The 19,762-nt window shown below is 67.5% G+C and carries 19 protein-coding genes and 1 tRNA gene; 1 reads left to right on the top strand and 19 read right to left on the bottom strand.

What is annotated here, in order from left to right; genetic code table 11:
- Window positions 1–5: 5 nt before the first annotated feature.
- From AB5I40_RS35740 to AB5I40_RS35730, 3 genes are all read right to left on the bottom strand, one after another.
- A complete protein-coding gene (locus AB5I40_RS35740; protein WP_370934589.1) occupies window positions 6–698 on the bottom strand; it encodes a hypothetical protein in 693 nt (230 codons plus the stop codon).
- Window positions 699–789: 91 nt separating this feature from the next.
- The gene (locus AB5I40_RS35735; RefSeq protein ID WP_370934588.1) at window positions 790–1,725 is read right to left on the bottom strand and encodes a hypothetical protein; all 936 of its coding nucleotides are present in this window, start codon (window positions 1,723–1,725) and stop codon (window positions 790–792) included.
- Entirely contained in the window at window positions 1,725–1,982 is a 258-nt protein-coding gene (locus AB5I40_RS35730; RefSeq protein ID WP_370934587.1) for a hypothetical protein, read from the bottom strand. Before AB5I40_RS35730 ends, AB5I40_RS35735 begins: the two co-directional genes overlap by 1 nt.
- Before the next feature lie 1,694 nt (window positions 1,983–3,676).
- Between AB5I40_RS35730 and AB5I40_RS35725 the strand changes: the two genes are divergently transcribed.
- The gene (locus tag AB5I40_RS35725) at window positions 3,677–4,042 is read left to right on the top strand and encodes a winged helix-turn-helix transcriptional regulator (RefSeq protein ID WP_370934586.1); all 366 of its coding nucleotides are present in this window, start codon (window positions 3,677–3,679) and stop codon (window positions 4,040–4,042) included.
- Between the two features lies 1 nt (window position 4,043).
- Here the strand turns inward: AB5I40_RS35725 and AB5I40_RS35720 are convergent, their stop codons facing one another.
- From AB5I40_RS35720 to selD, 16 genes are all read right to left on the bottom strand, one after another.
- Window positions 4,044–5,225, bottom strand: coding sequence for a GGDEF domain-containing protein (locus AB5I40_RS35720; protein ID WP_370934585.1), 1,182 nt, complete (start codon window positions 5,223–5,225; stop codon window positions 4,044–4,046).
- Window positions 5,226–5,352: 127 nt separating this feature from the next.
- A complete protein-coding gene (locus tag AB5I40_RS35715) occupies window positions 5,353–6,669 on the bottom strand; it encodes an MFS transporter (RefSeq protein ID WP_370934584.1) in 1,317 nt (438 codons plus the stop codon).
- Between the two features lie 309 nt (window positions 6,670–6,978).
- Window positions 6,979–7,287 carry a DUF6355 family natural product biosynthesis protein gene (locus tag AB5I40_RS35710; RefSeq protein WP_370940682.1) on the bottom strand — a complete coding sequence of 103 codons (309 nt, stop codon included), beginning with the start codon at window positions 7,285–7,287 and terminating at the stop codon, window positions 6,979–6,981.
- 594 nt (window positions 7,288–7,881) lie between these two features.
- Window positions 7,882–8,151, bottom strand: a complete 270-nt coding sequence (locus AB5I40_RS35705; protein ID WP_370934583.1) for a hypothetical protein — start codon at window positions 8,149–8,151, stop codon at window positions 7,882–7,884.
- Window positions 8,152–8,374: 223 nt separating this feature from the next.
- On the bottom strand, window positions 8,375–8,710 hold the full coding sequence (locus AB5I40_RS35700) for a hypothetical protein (protein ID WP_370934582.1): 336 nt from the start codon (window positions 8,708–8,710) through the stop codon (window positions 8,375–8,377).
- Window positions 8,707–9,288, bottom strand: a complete 582-nt coding sequence (locus tag AB5I40_RS35695; RefSeq protein WP_370934581.1) for a TnsA-like heteromeric transposase endonuclease subunit — start codon at window positions 9,286–9,288, stop codon at window positions 8,707–8,709. The genes AB5I40_RS35700 and AB5I40_RS35695 overlap by 4 nt, the downstream gene beginning before the upstream one ends.
- Window positions 9,289–9,913: 625 nt before the next feature.
- A complete protein-coding gene (locus tag AB5I40_RS35690; protein ID WP_370934580.1) occupies window positions 9,914–10,408 on the bottom strand; it encodes an SRPBCC family protein in 495 nt (164 codons plus the stop codon).
- Between the two features lie 497 nt (window positions 10,409–10,905).
- Entirely contained in the window at window positions 10,906–12,171 is a 1,266-nt protein-coding gene (locus AB5I40_RS35685) for an MFS transporter (protein ID WP_370934579.1), read from the bottom strand.
- A gap of 65 nt (window positions 12,172–12,236) precedes the next feature.
- Window positions 12,237–13,247: an iron-containing redox enzyme family protein gene (locus AB5I40_RS35680; RefSeq protein ID WP_370934578.1), complete on the bottom strand. Its 1,011-nt coding sequence runs from the start codon at window positions 13,245–13,247 to the stop codon at window positions 12,237–12,239.
- A 509-nt stretch (window positions 13,248–13,756) separates the two neighbouring features.
- On the bottom strand, window positions 13,757–14,374 hold the full coding sequence (locus tag AB5I40_RS35675) for a disulfide bond formation protein B (protein ID WP_370934577.1): 618 nt from the start codon (window positions 14,372–14,374) through the stop codon (window positions 13,757–13,759).
- 17 nt (window positions 14,375–14,391) lie between these two features.
- Window positions 14,392–14,550: a DUF5993 family protein gene (locus tag AB5I40_RS35670; protein WP_370934576.1), complete on the bottom strand. Its 159-nt coding sequence runs from the start codon at window positions 14,548–14,550 to the stop codon at window positions 14,392–14,394.
- Window positions 14,551–14,611: 61 nt separating this feature from the next.
- Window positions 14,612–15,997 carry a selenium-binding protein SBP56-related protein gene (locus AB5I40_RS35665; protein ID WP_370934575.1) on the bottom strand — a complete coding sequence of 462 codons (1,386 nt, stop codon included), beginning with the start codon at window positions 15,995–15,997 and terminating at the stop codon, window positions 14,612–14,614.
- Between the two features lie 255 nt (window positions 15,998–16,252).
- Window positions 16,253–16,341, bottom strand: a tRNA-Val gene (locus AB5I40_RS35660).
- Between the two features lie 10 nt (window positions 16,342–16,351).
- On the bottom strand, window positions 16,352–17,788 hold the full coding sequence (gene selA / locus AB5I40_RS35655; protein WP_370934574.1) for an L-seryl-tRNA(Sec) selenium transferase: 1,437 nt from the start codon (window positions 17,786–17,788) through the stop codon (window positions 16,352–16,354).
- Window positions 17,785–18,666, bottom strand: coding sequence for a phosphate/phosphite/phosphonate ABC transporter substrate-binding protein (locus AB5I40_RS35650; RefSeq protein WP_370934573.1), 882 nt, complete (start codon window positions 18,664–18,666; stop codon window positions 17,785–17,787). Before AB5I40_RS35650 ends, selA begins: the two co-directional genes overlap by 4 nt.
- Window positions 18,663–19,733, bottom strand: coding sequence for a selenide, water dikinase SelD (gene selD / locus AB5I40_RS35645; RefSeq protein WP_370940681.1), 1,071 nt, complete (start codon window positions 19,731–19,733; stop codon window positions 18,663–18,665). The genes AB5I40_RS35650 and selD overlap by 4 nt, the downstream gene beginning before the upstream one ends.
- Window positions 19,734–19,762 lie beyond the last annotated feature (29 nt).

Below are 19,762 nucleotides of genomic sequence, written 5' to 3'. Positions count from 1 at the left end.
CGCGTCTACGCACCTGGCCCGAGTTGGACTACGACGACCTGCCCGGCCGCAGCGCTGGTTGCCGCTGCGGCGGCATCGCCGCCCACAACGACATCGACCGTGACTGCGCCTGCCGAATCCGGCGGTCCGATGCCCAGAACGCGTGCGCGAAAGGGAGCGGCAGGACTAGCCGGTGTCTGTTGCGCGTCGTTTCCGGCGCTGCCCGCGACGGGTACTACCTGCACCAGGTCTCCCGCTGTCAGGCCACGAGAAGGAAGATGGCCCGGTTTCACCGGCAGCCCGACCAGCCGTTCGCCAGGTCCGGGGACCGGCTGCTCGGTGAACTGCCCTGGCGTGAGCACTGTGCCCGAAGACAACGTCGAACGCGCGAACTGACCGATGACCCGGTCCCGGTCGCTGACGGGAATGGAAGCCAGCGGCTGGGCCGGTACCGCTTTGGCCACACCGAGATCGGCGTCATTGATCGGATGGCCCCAGCCGACGTCGTGGATCAGGACCAGCACGTCGACTCGTTCGTCCTGGGTCGTGATCAGGACGTAGTTGCCGTACCCGGCCAGCGCGGCCAGCAAGGCCGCGATGCCCAGCAACCACCAGCGCCGCCGCCGCGGAATCCTGGGGACCTCGCCCATGTCGCGCTGGCTCCCGGCAGCATCTCGGTCGATATGCGCCGGTCGTGAAGAGGACACAGCAGCACCCACGGGGCAACTCCTTCCCCAATCAATAACGAGTCAATTCACTTTGTTTGTAAGAGAAATCTCGTAGCGCGATGGCGATTGTGCGAATCGATTCCTAGCTTCGCGCGCGCAGCGCTTGGATCTCCGCTACCGCGTACGTCGCCGTCGCGCGCGACAACATCTGCGGGAACTCGCCTCCGACACCGGCAGTACCGTCCGAGCCGGTCCAGCCAACCGACCACGTGATCGACCATTCCGCCCGCACCTGGTCGCCCGAGAGCCCGTAGGACGACCTCGTGTAGACGAAGCCGCAGTCCGGACTGGCCGAGTGAAGCCCGAAGGAACCGTTGAATGAGGTCCCCGGCCCGTCGCATGAAGTCGAGCCGCCTGTGCCGGAATCGAACGTCAGGCGTGTCGGGACCGCGGTCACCTGCGCCCATACCGGCCCGACCTGAACTCTCTTCACTGCTGATGTCCACGCACCGCGATCTGTCCAGATCCAAGTGTTCTCGCCGACGATCGTCGCTGCACGTCCGTCCGGTAACTGCACGTCAGGGGAATGACGAGGGAGCGGTAACGGCAACCGCAACTGTTCGAACGCCTGCGCGGCCAGTTCTGCCGGTGACGGCAAAGCAGGTGCGGCGGGCGCGGGCGCAGCAGGCGCTGGGTTGGCAGGCAGTGGTGGCATGCACCGCATACCGAAGGCGCTCCCGGCTGGTCCATGCAATCCGCCGCCTGCGCCGAACCCGCCGATGAAACAGCCTGGAGGCAACGCACTTGGCGCGTCCGGACGGCTTTTCGTGCCCGCCTGCCGGTCCTGCCCGACGGCCGGGGGTCCCGGGCCGTGACGAACCGGGGCCTCGCCCTGAGAATCCAGCACCCGCATGTCGACGCCCGGCTGGGAGTACCGGCCAAGCGGATCGGAAGGAGTGACGATCACCTGGCCGTCATCGTCGGAACTCGCTGCGGCGACACCGGAATTCCCGACAGACAGCCCGCTGGCGAAAGCGGCGCACGCAGCCACCGCGGCAAGGCAGATGTGGTGTCGCATCAGCACGCACCGCCAGGAAATTCGGTTTTCGAAACCTTCCACATTCCATTGGCCGTGTCTCGAATCAGCATCGCGCGCACCAGCATCCTCGCTACGCCAACCGTCTTCTTTGCGCCCGTGCGCGCATCTGCTTGTCCCGCATGCGAAGCGTCCTGACAGTCGACCACCTTCGCCGTGGAACCTGATACTTCGACTGACAAGATCCGCACAGCGACCTGACCGTACGTCGTGATGCCCGCGGCTTTCTGCCGTTCCATTGCGGCCAACGTGGTCGAGAGCTGCGGATCGACCGCGATTGCTGCCAGGGCTCCGCGCCAGGAATCCTCAGGCCCGTTGCCAGCGTCCAACGATCGCGGCCAGAACTGCGTGTACGCCGCCGCGACCGCTTCCTTGCTGTCCGTCGGCGCCGAACTGGGCGCAGTCGGCCCCGGCGACGGCGCTGACAGATTCGGAGAAGAAGGACGTGGCTGCGCGGCATCTCCGCTGCAGCCCGCCAAACCGACGGTGACCGCAGCGGCACCCGTAAGCGCAACTACACGACGCAGTCGTCCTGCTCGGGTCAACATCCTGGCTTCCTCCCCACTCTGTGTAAAGCCTGACCTCGAGAATGCCGCTGTCTCCGCCGGATCACGCGAGCAGCACGCTCGCGAACGCGCCAGCAAGGAGCGACGGACCCGCCGGAAAGCGTGTACGCGCGCGTCCTGAACAAGCCGCAACTACGAGCCCTACCACCGCGGTGAGTCCGCTCGCTATCAACAACCCCCGGAAGAGTCCTGTCCACCCGAACCATCCCAGGTACAAGGCGAGGACTCCATACAGCGCCGTGTCTCCGCCACCCGTGTGATCTGGCAGCGCCATCTGCACTGCAACGGCTGCGGCGAATACGGCAGCAGCCGCCCCACACGCAAAAGCGAGTCGTCCCCACCGTCCGTCGGCGACCGTGGCAGCGAGAAACGTTGCGACTCCACCTACTCCGAACGCCGCGACGAGCGCGAAGGGAAGCCTGCGAAAATACAGGTCCGCGAGTGCCAAGCTGATCCCGAGCGAGCACGCCCAGCACCAGGTCGCCAGCATCGAGGTCGCGCCGAACCGCAGCCAGCCGACCAAGTACAACCCGCCGACTGCGACCGAGGTCGCCAGCAACACCGCGGTGCGGGTCCCCGCTGACCGCAGCGGCAAATCGCCGGCTGCTCGTTCGGCGGCCAGGACCGATAACAACCCGAGCAGCAGCCCCGTACCGCACGTAACCCACGGAAGATACGCCGCCACGCGGGCCTCCTAACGAGGAGCAACACGTCATCTTGCTGCCTCCTGTACCGCTCGGTGGCCGTCTCGGCCATTGCAACCGTGCCTGCGTCTCCAACCATGGCCCCGAACTGTCGAGCGCGACCAGCGTCGGCAGAGGACAAATCAGTGCTCGTTCTGTCCCGATCTTGTGCTGGTTCTGTGTCGGTCAGCTTGAGCCTGGCGTTTCCGTGACGGGCGCAGCGCGCAACGGAACAACCAGGGCGTACGCGCCCGCAACCGCAGCAGCACGGGCGCATCCTTGCGAATCTGAACGAACGGCCGGACGCCGCTGATCACCGTTCCCGAACCAGCCGACGGCGTCCCGCTCCGCCGGCTTGCAATCTCGAATACCCGGGTCGACATCGTGTCGCCTCCTGCGCGCTGTTCCCGGCGAACTGGCCCTCGCTGGCGGCTCTCGTCGGGTCGAAGGTTCGGGCGAGACGCCCGCCCGGTGGCTTGCGGGCGGGGCGCCTCGCTGCTTCCGTTCCCAGGGCCGTTCTCCCCGGGCACCAACCCGGTCTAGCGCGCTGACCTCGGGTGAGCGCAACGTAACGGCCTGCTGAGTTTGGACTCACCGCGCGCATGTTCACCCGTTCAGTCCACACCGCGACCGATCCGGAGGAAGTGGTGGCGAGCGGTCAATTGATCATGTATTCACCAGAGGGTGGACAAGGACGAAGGCTCGTCATACCGCCAGGCCCTTCACGACCTGTCATCGCTGTTGACCGGGCAGTGGACGATCGCTGTCATCGCCACGTTGGCGGTCGGCGAACTGCCCTTCGGGGAAGTGAAGAACGACGTGAACAGAGCGCTCAACGGTCAGCGGAACCCGATCAGCCCGCGCGTCCTGACCGACACCCTGAAGCGGCTGGAGAAGAACCAGCTGGTCGAGCGCCGAGAGGAGGACGACGCGAAGGTCGGCGCTTCGAGGGTCTACTACAAGCTCAGCCCGGACGGCCGAGAGTTGCTCAGCATGTTGCGACCGTTGGCCAGCTGGGCTGCCAACCGTCGGACGTCCGAATCCAGTTGAATTACAACGCTTCCTTGACCTGATTTCGGCCAGAGTCCTTGGCCGCGAAGAGTGCGTTGTCCGCGGCGATCATGACGTCGTTGAGGTCGTGCCCGACCGCGGGGAAGACTGCCGCACCGATCGACGCGGTGATCTCTACCAGGCTCTTGTCCGCCCCATCGAACTCGATCTCGGCAATACGTTCTCGGATCCGTTGGGCCACAACAACAACGTTTTCCGCATCGCCGCCCGGCAGCATCACGACGAACTCGTCACCGCCGAGGCATCCGCACAGGTCGTCGCTGCGTACGACAGAACTCAGCGCGTTACCCGCCGCACGAAGAACAGCGTCGGCGACCAGCGGGCCGTGAATAGCTTTCAGCTTTCCGAAATGGTCGATGTTGATGAGTGCGATGCCGAGGCTGGATCCAAGCTGCCGGGCACGCGCGAACTCGCTCTCTGCCAGCGCGCGCCAACTGGCCATGTTCAACAACCCGGTCTTCGGGTCCCTGATCGCGGCCTGTTCGAACTGCCTGACGAGTGCGCTGCAGTGCAGCGCGTAGAGCGGAACGAAGACGAGGACCAGCAGCCAGGGAAGCTGCGCGATCAGCAACGCGGCCAACGTGCCCATGCACAGTGTCGCCAGTTCCAGGAGGTTCTCGTTCAGGCGGCCGATCAGACGCTTCGGCGACCGCGTCGACGTCGAGAGCGCGATGACAGCCCCGACAACCGTCGAGTTCACCACGAAGTAGGCGAGGACCACCACGACGGCAACGAGAGCGGTCCAGGCGCTCCGGTCATGCCCGAGGGGCAGCACGTTCATCGAGCGGGCGCACCAGGCTGCCACTTGGCAGGACAAGATCACATTGCACGCGCTGAACACCGTCCGATGCGCGTAGACACCGACAATGCCCCGCCAGCTTCGCAACCACAGGTGCAGGTAGAGCGCAGCCACCACAACGACGGCTAAGACACCGGGGAGCGTCAACGCTGCGGCCAGCGTCCAGACCGACGAAAAGTTGACGTGCGGTTTGTCCGCGAACCGACGGCGGCGCCGCTCGACCTGACGGGCCATCTCGGCCGCTGCGACCCCGAGACCGATCACCACCACGCAGGTGAGGAGGTCGTGTGCGGTCAGCCGCGTCGGCACTGCCTCGACCGCGACGACTCCGACCGTGAACAGCTCGATAAGCAGCACAAACACACGGACACGTGCAGGCAGGGACCAGATCGCCCAACTTCTCACCCGGGTTGCCCGACTGGGCTGCCCGGAGCCGGTAACACGCTGCATACTGATCTCGCTTCCGTTCCCACGGGGAAGGCCACGGTCTTCAATCCGTTCTTGGCTGCGGTCCTTCCCCACCGCCGGATGTCCCTGGAGGGGTCGCATGCGCAACAAGGATTGGTGAAGGCAGTCGAAATATCGGTGCGGGCTCGTCCTCGGCAGTTTTCGCTTGCCGCGGGCGAGTTCGTTTCCACACGACCGCGGCCCCTATCGCGAGTACGGACGCGGCAGCGCCGGAGGCCGCCACGGTGACCACCGGGCCGACCCGGTCAGCCGCGAGCCCCGCGGCCACGATTGCCACGCCCTGCGAGGTGTAGATGCAGGTGCTCAGCCTGCCCATCACCGTCCCCCGCCGCGAATCGGGGACGATCGCCACGACGACGGATTGCAGACGAACCAAGTAGATCGTGGACAACGCACCCGACACCGCCCACAGCACGGCCGCCACCGGTAATGAGGGCACCGCGGCGGACGCGACCAAGGGCATTCCGGCAGCGACTGCTGGCACGATCACTGACGGAGGCGAGGCCACGGAACTGCTTCTGGCGGCCCACCACCCTCCGATGACACTGCCGACCGGGTCCGCCGCCATGAGCAAACCGACTGCGAACGACGCCGCGCCGATCGCCCCGGCGAACGGTGCCGCAATGCCTTCCGGCACCACCAAGAGGCCGACCATCGATATCAAAATCACGGGAGCAACCAACTGCGAACCGACTCGACGCGATGCCATTGCTGGCGCGACTTCAGACGCATCCGGATTGCGGCTCGCCGCGGGCCGCACCCGAACGCCGAGCAGCACCACCACAGCGCTCAACAGGAACGTGCCGCCGTTGACCGCCAGCGCCGTGCTAGCGCCGAACGCCGGCACCAGAACACCGCCCAAGCCGAAGCCTGCCACCTGCGCGGTCTGAGTTGTGACCTGACGCAATCCGAGACCGGTCTGGTAGAGCTCGGCGGGCAGGACGTCAGGAAGAAGCGATAGCTGCGCTGCTTTGAACGGCGCACCGGCCAGCGTCAGCACACCGACCAAGCACCACAGCGCAGGCAGCGACAGGCCCGGAATCACCATCGCGAGCGCGAGACAACCGCGGACCACGTCGGTCACGACGATCACCGCGCGGCGCGGATACCGATCAGCAAGCCCCGACAAGAGAAAGCCGCCAAGAACGGCAGGTGCGAAGGTCAGTGCGTAGGTCAACGCCGTCAACGACGCCGAGTTCGTGCGTCCGTAGACCATCAACGCCAGGGCGACCCTCGCCAGCTGGTCACCGGTGACAGACAGCGTCTCGGCAGCCCACATCGCACGGAACTCACCGCAGCTCATTGCCGCAGCAAAATTGCCACGCACGCCCAAAGCCATCGGTTCGCCCCCTCCCCGGAGCAGCCTTCGAACCCGACCGGCTGTTTACTTCGCCAAGCGACCTTGGATATTTCAAGGTATGCCCGCAGCGTGCGCGGATGGATACAAACAGCGACAGTTCACCCATTTGAACTACGGCAGTCACACTAGGTAATTCGAGGATTCTAGTTCACATCCAGCAAATGGGACGACTCCAATTTTCGCACCGCTTCAGGCTTGCCAACCGGAGCCCGCAGCGCGTCGGCCGGAGGGAAACCGTGCGGATGAGCTTGCGCTGCGGCCTCGAACAGCCGCAGCGCAAGAAAGATCTCACGCGGGACCGTAGTAACCGGGCTGACACCTGACGCCACCGTTCCACCACGCGTCGATCACCCTCAGCCTGATGACGGGCTGAAGGTTCGTTGTGCCGGGGCCGACGCAGTAGTGGTAGATGCTCCGCAGGATGTCTTGCACATCCAGCATGACCGTCGAGCCGCTCCCGCCGTCGCAGTGCCGATACATCCCTGGGTCGATGTAGCCGCAAGGGTCGAGGACTCGCGCTGGCACGGATGGCGCCGCCGACGCTCCCAAAGCAGTGCCTACCCAGAGAGCAGGCGCGGATACGCTTGCCACGGACATGTTCCGCAAGGCGATAGTTTTGGACATTGCCCCTCCTTGACGAGAATGAAATAGTTCAAAAAAGAGCGGAGATGACGGATGGATTCCGTCAGGTGATCAGAGCCGATTCAAGCCAAGGCACAATTCCGGGCGACTCCGCTTGCCAGCGAAGCAGCAGGCCTGCTCCGTCCCGCTCCGCCTTCGCAGCCAGAATCACGGCCGCGAGGACATCTACGGGGTAGCAGGGGATCACGGCGTGAGGTCAACGTGATCCGCCACTGAGTTTCGGCTCACCGCGGCACCGTTCACCCGTCCGGACTACCGGCAAGCTTGGCGAAGGCGTACGTACACCCGAACTTCTCGCGGATTGCCTGACGAGCGTACGGCCGAGATCGACAGCCCCCGGCTGCACCAGATCTCGCCCAGCGCCGGCGCGACACGGCCGATTCCATTGCGCTAGGGCGACTCGACGAATGGCTTGACGATTGCCTGCCGAGCATCACCGCGATGCCGAACGTTGGCGCTTTCCCATGCGCACGCGGACGCGGACTGAGATTCCCGCGTGCCCGAGATGTTCTTCGCGGCAGACGCTCAGCTCGCCGCCCGCACCAGGAATTATCCGTGAGTCCGAGGTCGGTAGTCGCCGAACTGCTGGCGACGAGCCGGGCCTCGCCTTCGAAGCAAGTGCGCTGGCACGTAGTGGCTGACCGGTCGCGACCACTGGTCGTCGGCCGTGACGAGCTGGTAAGTGACCCAGCCGAGCAATCCGCCGTCCTCGCGGCGGGCCCATTCGAACAGCAGGCCGGGGATCTCGGCCTCGATTCGCAAGCCAGCGCGATTGCGCGGAGCAAGGATCTCAGTGCCGAGCACGAGCAACTTGCGCACGCTCACCCAGACTGGAATCGGCGGGCTGACTCTCCGCACAGTTGACGGCCACTCGTCCACCTCAGGTCACCTGCTTGCATCCACGGACAAGGGCCGCCCACGCTCTCGACGACCCCAGTTGAGTCGAACATAAGTTCGATTCGGAAGTCAAGTCGAGTCAGTCGAGCGATCGGTGTCACTTGTGTGACTGTGCGCCCTATCTGTCACTTGTGCGCGCTAGTTGTCACCGGGGTTGAGCGGAGTTGGTCGGCTTCGTCGTGTCGAGGTCCGCTTCCAACAGGTGCGCCGCCCGGATCGACACGATCTCGCGCTGGCGCTCGGTCAGATCGGCCAGCCCCGGCGCCTGTCGTCCTGCCGCGGCAGGACGACGCGAGGCCGTGCGTGTCGACGAGCGACAGCCGGGATGGTCCATCAGGAAGCGCATGGTGACCGGCAGTCGTTTCCCGCAGGTATTGCGCAGGACGACACGGCCGCAGTGGGGTTCGACCCGTTCGACCGTCCACTCGGTCCCGTCGAGAACGATCGCCGCGCCCGGCGCGAGGTCCAGGACCCCGGTCACCGCACGCGTCCCGACGCAGTGCGGACCGGTCCGATCGCAGTGCTGTCGGAGAGCGCGCCGTGCAGGTCCATGGTGAGAGGCCGGTGCCACAGCAGGTGCAGCAGGTAGGTCCGCGCGATCGCGGGGGCGGACGTGCCGGCGGCCAATGCGGCGAACGGGCGCGGACCGTGCGCGGCAGCATCGAGCAGTTTTGCGATCATGCCGAGCCGGTCGTCGAGCGGTCGGCGCTGCGCGGCGAGGGCGTCGACGGTGGCGGCTCCGGGATGACGCCAGCTGGTCGTCACCGCGTAGCCCCACCCGCAGCGCGCGGCGACCAGGTCGGTCGCGGCGAACGCCACGGCGTCGCGCTCGCCGATCCGTCCGGCGGGACGGACATCGATCAGCCACCGTCCGCGTTCGGTCACAGCGAAGAAGTCCGGGATGTGCTCGCGGGGCCCGTCGGCGGTGTCGAACCGCAGTCGCACCGGCTGCGACAGCACGTCAAGCAGGCAGCCGGCGAAGTCGAGCGTCAACAGCAGCCGGGCCTCGGCCAGAGACTCGTAGCCGTGATGGCGGGCGGTGCTGACCAGGAACTGCACCGGGCCGGTGCCGTTGACCTCGGCTCCGCGTAAACCGTCTGGCCGGAACCCGACCGACTGCGGGACCCGAGGCCAGATCCCGCACCGTCATCTCGGCTTCGCCTGTGCGAGTCCGGATCTTCGCGCGCCACCGGCCGGCTCAGCCCGCGTCTGCCCGCAACGCGTCGCGGGCAGACGGCGCGAGCGTCGCCAATGTGGCCAGCTCGGTCCAAAGGCACGAATGCGACCACAGCGGAGATGAGACGTCCGGCACGTCGGCTATCGAAGCGCAAACCACCGTTGCGGCGGCTACCCCCGCCGCAACGGCAGTCTCGGTGACGACGCGACCGAAGACGAGCAAGTGTCCGTCGCCGCCTGGACCGGCGACCGCGGCGATCCGGTCGACGAGCGGGCCGCCGGTACCAATCCGAATTCTTCGGCGAGGTCGCAGAAGAAAGGTTCTCCGAAGCGGAGTTCCTGCCGAAGAACGGGCTCGTCGCGTTGCACGTGCTGCTATGCACGATGGTGGTGCTCTTCGCGCCACAGGGCGACGGCATCGCCTCCCATCCACTGGACATTGCCCGGATTGGTGCCCTTGGTGGCGTACTTCGCGACGATGCGGGGCGGCGGGGGCGGCTGTTCAAGTTCAGTTCCCCGCAGCAGTTCGTTGCGTCGCGGCGCGGAACCGGTCGAGGTACAGCGGCCAGCCCGAGCCGGAATCGAGACCGGCGAAGCTCTCCCAGCCTTCACCGTGCCGGTCGAGGTGCCGGTGTTCGAGCGCTACCCGGGTGCGTTCGGCGCTCTCAGCGGTGAACCGGATCTCGACCTCGCTGGTGCGAGCGGGATCGGGCTCCAGCTGCCAGCGCGGGCTGATGTCCCAGCTGAGGAGCAGCCGGGTCGGCGGCTCGTAGGCAAGCACCCGGGCCCAGGTGCACCGGCTGCCGTCGGCGCCGATGTCGTACACGGTGCCGCCCGCTTCGGGTTCGAGCACGGTCCGTTCGATCGGGACTGCGAGGAGGTTGTGCTCGCGAGGCTTGATTTCGTCGAACCGCTCCGTGAACAGGCGGAAGGCGCGCTCGAGGGGAACGTCGACGACGGTGTCGACGTGCAGCGTGGTCGGGTCTTGCGGGGTGGTGCTCATCGGGTGGTGTCCTTCCCTGACAGATCGTGTCTTCGGCGGGTGGCTTGTGCTGAGGGCCGGACTCGCGAGTACCGGTACAGGCAGGTTGGCGTTCCCCGGCCGTAGTTCTGTGGTCCCAGGTGGCCGGTGCAGGTGTACTTCGCCGAAAGCGTGGTCGGCTAGCGGAGAACGCGCCTCGTCGGCGGCATGCGTTCGGAACGGGCGGCGTTGTTGAGCGGCAGCATGGATTGCACGGTGTCCTCCATGTCTGTGGCGTGGGTGCGTTGACAAGAGGATGACGAACGGATCGGCAGCAACTCGACAGGACCTTCGGGAGTTTTTGACCTGGCGTCGCCCGCTGACCGTGCGAAGAGCCCTGTGCTCGGTCGTGCGGTTCCGACGCTGGTACTGGGTCCGGGACGCACCTAGGCCGCACTGGGCTGGCGGTCGAGCGAGAGGTCGCTGCTGCGTCGCGGCGCGATGTTGCTTAGGGCCGCCTCGAGGATCGGCTCCTTGGTTCAGCGGTGCCGTGGTTGTTCCGGGCGCGGATCGCCGGGAGATGGCGGACTTTCGGCGTGGTCGTCGCGGACGCGTCGTTTCGCAGAAGACAGTGGGCGGGAAAGGATCGCTCCGACGAGCATGCCGGTCAGGCACGCGAAGCCGCCGGCGGTGAACAGGAGGCCGGTGGTGGCGCCGGCTTGCTGGAACGCGCCGACGACTGTGGTGCCGAGCACGATGCCGCTGTAGGCCAGGCTTCGGCAGGTGGCCGAGACGCGGCCGAGCAGGCCCGCGGGGACGACCTGTTGCCGGTAGGTGCGCCAGTAGACGTTGTAGCTGATGGTGGAGGCGCACAGGACGCAGTACAGGGCGGCGGCCAGCGGCGGGTTGGTGGTGAGTCCGATGCCAGCGGCGGCGAGTGCGCTGGCGACGCAGGACCAGATCATCGCGGTGCGGGCGGTGAGCCGCCGTGCCAGGTGGGTCAGCACGAGCGAGGTGGCGATGGCGCTGAGACCCGCGGCGATGACCACTGCGGAAGTCAGCATGCCGGAGACTCCGAAGTCGCGGACGAACCGGGTCAGGAACAGCGGTTGCTCGGCTCCGAGGGTGATGTTGGCGATCAGGCTGAGTCCGATGCCGATGCCCAGCGCGCGGTTGCGCAGCACTGCGCGGAGGCCGTCGCGGATCATCGCGAACACGGGCTCGCCGGGGGCGCGACGGTGGCGTGCGGCGGTGCCGCGCGTGTGGGAGATAGCGGCGGCGAGCAGGAATGAGCCCGCGTTGGCGCTGAGCACCCAGAGCAGGTTGGAGATCAAGGTGACCAGCCCGGCGCAAGCGGGCCCGAAGATGAGGGCGGCCGTGCGAGCGGATTCGACCAGGGAGTAGCCGCGGCTGGCCTGGTCTTCACGCGCCACGGTGCGAGGGATGCCGGCGTCGACTGCGGCGGCCGAGAGCGCGGCGAACACTCCGAGAATCGCTGCACCGGCCAACGCGACCGCATAGCCGTCTGCGCCCGCTGCCACCGCGCCGACGCCGAGGAACAGGATCGCGGCGGACGCGAGGTACGAGGTGGTCAGGACGCCGCGAGGCGGATAGCGGTCGACGAGGTAGCCGACCACGAATCCGGCCGCGACGGTCGATGCGGTCAAGACGCCGAACAGGAACGTCACCGAAGCTCCCGGGTAGCCGGAAGCGAGCAGCACCAAGGGCAGGGCGAGCGCGTAGAACTCGTCGCCGACGGTGTTGATCGCGTACGCGCCGAACAGCCGCCAGAAGCTGCTGCCCATGCCGGTGCGCGGTGGTTTCCCCGGGTCCCGGAGCCGGGGTCCGGGACGCGGGCGGCGGCGATCGTTCACAGGCTGAAGTAGTCGACCTTCAGGCGGGGGATGTAGTTGGAAATATCGGAGTAGTACTGCGCGATGCCGTAGTAGTACTGGTCGAACGAGTGCTTCAGGTCGTGCAGGTTGTTCACCGCGCGGTGCGCCTGAGCGGCGGGAACGTAGTCGCGTCCTTCCAGGGCTTCCTCGAGCAGGCCGGTGTGGTTGGCGTTGACGTCCTCGGCGACGTGCGACACCAGCGGTTCAAGGCAGTCTTCGGGGTAGCCGTAGGCCACGGCCAGCCGTTGCAGGTCGTTCGCGCCGTCCAGGGTTTCGGAGTCGCGCGCTTCGAACAGTTTGGTGCAGGCGAGGTAGCCCAGGGTGTCGCCGCGGGCGATCTCGCACAGGTTGTTGATCAGCGACCAGGTCCCGATGACGGGATGGGCGTTCTCGACCTCGTCCTGGGACAGGCCCATGCGCAGCAGGCTGTCGCGCGCCATCCACGCGTGGTTGTATTCCTCCGACAGGTACTCCGACAGTTGGTGTTCCCACGCCGGGTCCGTGCAGTGCGCGATGGCGGTGGAGATGTGGCGGCTGGCGGCTTTGATGTAGTGGTAGGTCTCCAGGATCAATCCGAGGAAGACCTCTTTGCGGTAACGCTGGTTCTCCAGGCTCGACCAGAAGCGGTGGAAACCGATCTGCTCGCTCCACATCCCGGTGGAGCGGTCGATCTGGTCGAGGAACACCGGAACCGGGATCTTGTCGAGCGACTCGTCTTCGACACGAATCAGCTCTTGCTCGGCGAATCCGTTGACAATCCCGATCGCGTCGTCGGGCGAAATGCCGGTTATTTCGGAGATTTCCTTGACCGTGTGGCGGCCGTCGAGATAGCGCTTGAAGTTGAGGAACGTGTCGAAGTCGGCGCCTACCTGGTCAATCTCGAAGTGTCGTTCCCCGACGATCATGATGACGGGGCCTTCCTCCGGCTGGAAAAACGTGCAGTGCCGCAGCCTGGGTTTGAAGTCAAGGTCCTGTGTGGACGTCACGGTGAGCCTCCTGAAAGTGCGGGACGGCGGGGCTGCGGTGCGAGCGCGATATGCCCGCACCGCAGCGGCAATGACCGGTCGTCAGCGGCCGGTCACGAGTGACCGCGAGGGTCAGCCACAACGGGTGGAACCGGCGATCTTCGACAGCTGCGGCTTGGCGACCGGCTTGATGATGACCTTCACGTGATTCACCTCCCCCCACTCCCTCAATGCGACCGCCCGCAATTGCGGGCGAGACCAGTGCGGGATTTCCCCAGTCCCCAGTGGTTAAATGCAAGCTGACAGCTCGATTTCCGTCAGTATGCCGCGCTGCGTGCCGCCTCGGCAACCTATTCGGTAAATAATGACCGTACCTATGTTCAGGGCAGGTCACGGTTCCGGTAAGGCTGCGCTGCCCCGGATACTCTGCGGTATTCGTAGATCACGAATACGCATGCGAGAGCAACCGGGCGGTGAATTGCCCGGTTGCTCTCGTGCGGCTGTTCTCGGATTGCGCCGATGCGTTTTGCCTAGGAGGTGATCCCGAGGTCGTAGAGCAGCTGGTAATGGACGGGGTCGCCGGGGAGGAACCAGTGCAGTCCTTCGAGGGCGAAGACCGCCAGGAGGTTGGCGAGCACGATCGCGCCGAAGATCCACAGGACGGTCGTGGACAGGACGGTGCTGCGGCTGTCCAGCGGTTCGAGTTCGCGCGCGAGCGCCAGGCTGCCGCCGGCGGCCAGGATCGCGACGGTGAAGGTGATGAAGGCCCAGGTGTAGGGGTGCAGGCCCCAGACCGTGCTGCCGTATCCGGGGTCCGGCGGCTTGACGTGCAGCATGATGTGGCGGGCCGCGACCGCGGCTCCGCAGACGCTGGCCACGATGCTCATTCCGTATCCGGCGGCGAATTCCCGGGTGGTGACGGCCTGGGAGCGCGAACGCGCGATGACGAACACGGGCCCGAGGGCGGCCAGCATCATGAACATCCGTTGCAGGATGCACAGCGGGCACGGGTATTCGCCGCGTCCGAATTGGACGAGGAAGCCGCCGAGCAGGACCGCGCAGATGCCCAGGACGTAGATGTGCAGAAGGACGAAGCCGAGACGGTTCGCCGGGCGGGCGGGCGCGTCCGCGGTGGCTGTCGCAGTCATGGCGAGGCTCCCTCGGGTCAGAAGTTGAGGTTGAGCGGCGAGGTCGCGTGGTGCCAGAACAGCAGCAGGCACGCCACGATGGCGACCGCCCACAAGCCGATCAGTTTCGGCCGCGACCATGTCCTCGTCGCGGCGAGGAATATCCCGAAAATCCCGACCATGATGATGGTGTCCATGTGAGTCGCTCCGTTGCGTTGCGGCGAACAAAGGATGCAGGCGGACGAGCCGGGGCCGCGTTCACGAGTAGCAGTAGGAATCCGAAGACGAGTCGCCGCCCTCCAGTCGGATCTGGTGGGGGCGTTCTCCTTCGAAAGGAACGAAGAAGTTCTCGTCGAGGGTCATGCGGCCGTCGTCGGCGATGTCGGCCTTGGCGATCCATCCGCGCAGCCCGTCGGGGTAGAACTGGTCGTCCCACGACGAGTAGAGCGAATTGCTGAAGTACAGGCGGCGTCCGTCCCGGCTGAGTTCCACCATCTGCGGAGCGCCGTTGAGCGGGCCGCCGCCGCGGGGATGCGGGGCGCGCGAGACGATGCCGCCGAGCCGGAGGGTGCCGGTCAGCTTCGGCGCGAAGGGATCGGAGACGTCGTACTGGCGCAGGTCTCCGGTGCCCCAGCAGGCGACGTAGAGATAGCGGTCGTCCAGGCTCAGCACCAGATCCGTGACCAGAGGCGGGACCGCGCCGAACGGCTGCAGCGCCGGAGGCAGGCTGTCCGCGTCGGCCGGTTCGGCGGGGATCTCGATCACCTTGCGGATCGCCCAGTTCCCGTTGTCACGGTGCCATGCCCAGACCGACGACGACAGGTCCTTTGTGGACACGACAGCATTGACGAATCCGTACGTCTTCGACGGATTGTGCGCCGGGCGCAGCTCGAGCACCATCTGGTGCTCGGCTCCGAGGTCGAGCTGCTGCAGGTGCCGTCCGGTCCGCAGGTCCCACAGGTGGATGCAATGGCCGTATTCGTGGGCCAGCAGCCGTTGCGGGTCGAGTCCGTACTCGACCATCTCCGGCGTTCCCCATTCGCTGCTGACCAGGATGTTGTGCCCGAGGTGCCACCAGAAGTCGTAGGCGAGGTACTGCGGGCCCCGGTCGGCCTCCCAGCGCCCCTGGACGTCGAACGTCTCGTGATCGAGCCGGAAGAGGCCGCCGGGCCCGGAGCCATCGGGCGAGCCCAGGGCGCTGACGTAGATTCCGTCGGGACCGCAGTGGAAGGTGTGCGGCCTGCTGTAGCCCGAGCCCGCCGCGACGGCATCGGGTTCGATCACTTTCGCCAGGCGCGGCCGGTGCGGGTCGGGCTTCGTGTCGACCACGTGGATCCGCGACGAGCGCAGGCCGGGCACCAGCAGGTAGCGGCGCTCGACGTCATGGTGGGGCGAACCGGGGCACAGGTGCGCACTGCAGGCGTTCCACCCGAAGTGATGCAGTTCGTCCCCGACGTTGGGCATGTCGAGCCGTCCGGTCAGCTGCCCGTAGGTCGCCGACTCCGGGTCGAGGTCCAGCACGCTCAGCGCGTCCGGCCGGTTTCCGCTGGGGTCGAGCGTGACCACGTAGCCGTGCCGTTCGGGCGGGCCGGACATGGCGTGGCTCGCCGTGCGGTAGAACGTCGGGTCGGTCCGTGTGCTCATGGGACTTCTCCTCGCGACACCACGGTTCGCGCGGCGGCCTCGCCGCCTGCGACTTATCCATAAATAACTGGATTTCGGTAGTAGTGGACGGTAGCAGCGGGCGGGGGGCGCGAGAAGAGCGTCCGGACAGGGTTGCCCGCAAAGGAGTAGCGCACTGTGCGCGACTGCCGGAAAAGAATCTCCGCGCGGTGTTCTGCGGGGCCATTTCCGCAGCGCAGGACGGAGAATTCTCCGGATTCTGCGCCGTCGGGAGAGTGGCGGAGGTGGTCGGGAATCGAACCCGCCAGGCGCAGAGCGCCTTCCGCGGCGTGGCTGCGGAGAGTCCACCAGGACTCCTCACCTCCCTGTGCGATCTCATGAGGTCGCGTGTTGGGTCTGGTCCTCGCTTTCTGTCGATGCGGCGGTCGCCGGTCCGGAGCCGTTGCCGGACGCGGGCGGGGTTTGCAGCGCGCGCAGCAGCGCGGCTGCGAGCGTGTCGTCGTCGTCTTCGGCGACGGTGCGCAGGTCGACGACGAGGCGGCCTTTTTCGGTGCGCGCGATGACCGGGGGTTCGCCGTGGCGCAGCCGGGCCATGGTCGCCGCTTCGCTGCCGTTTCGGGGAGTCAGGTGCACGAGCGGGCTTCGGATCGTCTGGCCGGGGAGGCTGCCGCCGCCCGGGGTGCTGACCCCCTCCCGAACCTCGGCGCCCGGTCCGAGGCGGGCGGCGAGTCGCTGCGCTCGCGAGTAAAGCTCGCCCCAGCCCGCGCGCAGCGAGCGCCAGACGGGAAGTTCCAGGTCCCTCCTGCCGGACAGGTGCGCCAAGAGAGTGGCTTCGAGCGCGGCGAGAGTGAGCTTGTCGATGCGGACGGCGCGCGCGATCGGATGGCGGGCGAGCCCGGCGACGAGGTCCTCGGCGCCGACGATCATGCCAGCCTGCGGGCCTCCGAAGAGCTTGTCTCCGGAGAAGACGACAAGATCCGCGCCGTCGCGGAGGCTGTCCTCGACGGTAGGTTCCTCGCCCAGCGTTCCGTGCAGCAGGCCGGAGCCGACGTCGTGCAGCACCGGGATTCGGTGCTGGCGGGCGAGTGCCGCCAGTTCCGGCAGCGAAGGCGAGGCGGTGAATCCCTCGATGCGGTAATTGGACGGATGCACCAGCAGCACCAGCGCGGTGCGGTCGGTGATCGCTTCGGCGTAGTCGCGCAGATGAGTGCGGTTGGTGGTGCCGACTTCGACGAGGGTGACGCCGGCCGCCTCCATGATGGACGGTATCCGGAATTCCCCGCCGATCTCGATAAGTTCCCCGCGGGAGACGACGACTTCCTTCCCGCGGGCGAGTGCGCCGAGGCTCAGCAGCAGCGCCGCCGCGGCGTTGTTGACGATCAGCGCGCCGGGAGCGCCGGTCAGCGTGCGTAGCATCGCGTGGGCGGCGTGACCGCGTTTGCCGCGCCCGCCGGTGGCGAGATCGAATTCCACAGTGGAGTATCCGGAAGCGGCGAGAACGGCTTCGCGCGCTGCGGAGGAAAGCGGAGAGCGGCCGAGGTTGGTGTGCAGCACCACGCCGGTGGCGTTGACGACGGCGCGCACCCGGCGCGCGCCGGTGAGGTCGAGGTGCTCGACGACGCGCTGGGCCAGCACCTCGGCGCCGGGCACCGGTTCCCCGCGGCCGATCGCGGTGCGGCAGGCGTCCAGCACGTGCCGCGCGGCACCCGCGAGCGGCTGCTGGCCCCACTCGTCCCGGTGCGGGGCCAGCAGCGGATGAGCGAGCAGAGCGTCCACTTTGGGCAGTGCCCGGCGCGGGTCGGCTGTAGTCATGGCGTGGCCTCCCCGGTTCCGAGGCGTTCGGCGTCGGCGCGCAGTTCCCGGTAGTCCGCTGGGCGAGCCTGGACGTAGCCGCGTGCCTGCAGAAGGTTCAGCAGGCCGGGGGCGGAGATCGACTCGAACGCGGCGGCGACCGCGTCCTGAGCGGCGGCGCCGAGCCCGCGGCGAGCGACCCAGGGACTGCCCGGCACCGGGTGGGTGCGCAGCACGTCGAATGCCCCGGCGGGGACGGCGCGGTCGCGTTCGAGCCGGTGCAGCGTCCGCAACGCCAGCCCGCCCGCACCGGCCGTGCCGTCCAACACGGCGCGCGCGGTGTTGTAGCCGGTGCCGGTCACGAGCGTTGCCGCCGCGCCCGGGTCGCCGAGCATGACGCGGGGATACAAGTCGCCGGCCGCCGAGTGCGGGTCGCCCAGAGCGACCCGGGCTCCGGCGCGGACGACGTCGGCGACGCTGCGCACGCGGCTGCCGTGCCGGGCGACGAGCGCGGAGAGATACCGCGGGCTTCCGGTCTCGGCGTCGACTTCGGTGACCAGCGGCACGAGGGAATCCTGATGATCGGTTGCGGCGTAGGTCAGCGCGTCGAGGCGGGCCACGTCGACCGCGTCGTCGCGCAGCGCCCGCAACCCCGCGGATTCGTCGACGGGAGCGGAGAAGACCACCTCGACCCCGAGACGCTGATGCAGATACCGGGCGAGCGGCTGGTAGGTCTCGCGCTGCAGCGCGGGCGTGATGCTGGGACTCAGCCCGATCCGCAGCGGGTCGGGCACGCCCGCAGGGCCCGAAGCGCGGGCGGCGCCGCACCCTGAGGAGGTCAGCAAGGCCGCGGCCAGCAGCGCGGGACCGAGCAGTCGGGACGAACGGAGGCCCGTCATCGTGTCGCGACACCGCCGCGGATGCTCACCCGGCCCGGTTGTCCCTCGACGACTTTGCCGATCACCGGAGCGTCGATCCCGCGCGCGGCGAGCGCGGCGGCCAGCGGGGCCGGATCGCCGGGGACGGCCAGGAGCAGGCCGCCGGAGGTCTGCGCGTCGTGCAGCAGCACCGCGAGGTCGTGGGGCACGTCGCGGTCGACGTCGACCGTCGGGGCGAGGTAGGCCATGTTCGCCCGGGTGCCGCCGGGAACGAACCGGGCAGCCAGTTCGAGAGCGTCCGGCAGCAGCGGCACGCTCCCGGCGTAGAGCTCGGCGGCCGCGCCGCTGGCGCGCAGCATCCGGTGCAGGTGTCCTGCCAGCCCGAAGCCGGTGATGTCGGTGGCGGCGCGGACCCCGCACGCGAGGGCCACTTCGCTGGCCGCGGCGTTGAGCATGGTCATCGAGTCCACGGCCGCGCGCACCACCGCGTCGTCGACTGCGCCGTTCTTCAGCGCCGTGGTGATCACCCCGGTGCCGAGCGGCTTGGTCAGCACCAGATGGTCGCCGGGCCGCAGGCGGTCGATCGCCAGCAGCCGTTCGGGGTGGGCGATGCCCAGCACGGCCATGCCGTACTTGGGCACCGCGTCGTCGATCGTGTGCCCGCCCACGACTTCGCACCCCGCGATCGCGGCCAGGTCCGCGCCGCCGCGGAGCACGTCGTTCAGCAACCGGATCGGCAGGACCTCGCCAGGCCACGCGGTGAGGTTGACCGCGATCAGCGGGCGCCCGCCCATGGCGTAGACGTCCGACAGCGAGTTGGCCGCTGCCACGCGGCCCCAGTCGTAGGGGTCGTCCACGATCGGCGTGAAGAAGTCGGTGGTCAGCACCAGCGCCCGCTCCGCGTCCAGCCGCAGGACCGCCGCGTCGTCGCCGTCCAGCGCCCCGACGAGCAGATCCTCCGACGCCGGCGCCAGGCCTTCGCGGAACGACGAGAACAGATCGTCGAGCTTCTCCAGGGGCAGTTTGCACGCACACCCGGCCCCGGTGGACAGCTCGGTCAGTCGCACGCCTTCGGACGCAGCCACCATCACCATTCTCCAAAGTTTTATGGAGGATT

It is taken from the genome of Amycolatopsis sp. cg13 (assembly GCF_041346965.1).
GTDB lineage: Bacteria > Actinomycetota > Actinomycetes > Mycobacteriales > Pseudonocardiaceae > Amycolatopsis.
The sequence above is the reverse complement of the archived record's forward strand: the minus strand, read 5'-3'. Positions and strand labels throughout refer to the sequence as shown.

Excerpts from the sequence above, each read along its gene's own strand:
- AB5I40_RS35735 (WP_370934588.1), bottom strand. The coding sequence starts at position 1,725 with ATGCGACACCACATCTGCCTTGCCGCGGTGGCTGCGTGCGCCGCTTTC.
- AB5I40_RS35730 (WP_370934587.1), bottom strand. The coding sequence starts at position 1,982 with ATGGAACGGCAGAAAGCCGCGGGCATCACGACGTACGGTCAGGTCGCT.
- AB5I40_RS35715 (WP_370934584.1), bottom strand. The coding sequence starts at position 6,669 with ATGGCTTTGGGCGTGCGTGGCAATTTTGCTGCGGCAATGAGCTGCGGT.
- AB5I40_RS35710 (WP_370940682.1), bottom strand. The coding sequence starts at position 7,287 with ATGTCCGTGGCAAGCGTATCCGCGCCTGCTCTCTGGGTAGGCACTGCT.
- AB5I40_RS35690 (WP_370934580.1), bottom strand. The coding sequence starts at position 10,408 with ATGAGCACCACCCCGCAAGACCCGACCACGCTGCACGTCGACACCGTC.
- AB5I40_RS35685 (WP_370934579.1), bottom strand. The coding sequence starts at position 12,171 with ATGGGCAGCAGCTTCTGGCGGCTGTTCGGCGCGTACGCGATCAACACC.
- AB5I40_RS35675 (WP_370934577.1), bottom strand. The coding sequence starts at position 14,374 with ATGACTGCGACAGCCACCGCGGACGCGCCCGCCCGCCCGGCGAACCGT.
- AB5I40_RS35670 (WP_370934576.1), bottom strand. The coding sequence starts at position 14,550 with ATGGACACCATCATCATGGTCGGGATTTTCGGGATATTCCTCGCCGCG.
- AB5I40_RS35665 (WP_370934575.1), bottom strand. The coding sequence starts at position 15,997 with ATGAGCACACGGACCGACCCGACGTTCTACCGCACGGCGAGCCACGCC.
- selA (WP_370934574.1), bottom strand. The coding sequence starts at position 17,788 with ATGACTACAGCCGACCCGCGCCGGGCACTGCCCAAAGTGGACGCTCTG.
- AB5I40_RS35650 (WP_370934573.1), bottom strand. The coding sequence starts at position 18,666 with ATGACGGGCCTCCGTTCGTCCCGACTGCTCGGTCCCGCGCTGCTGGCC.
- selD (WP_370940681.1), bottom strand. The coding sequence starts at position 19,733 with ATGGTGGCTGCGTCCGAAGGCGTGCGACTGACCGAGCTGTCCACCGGG.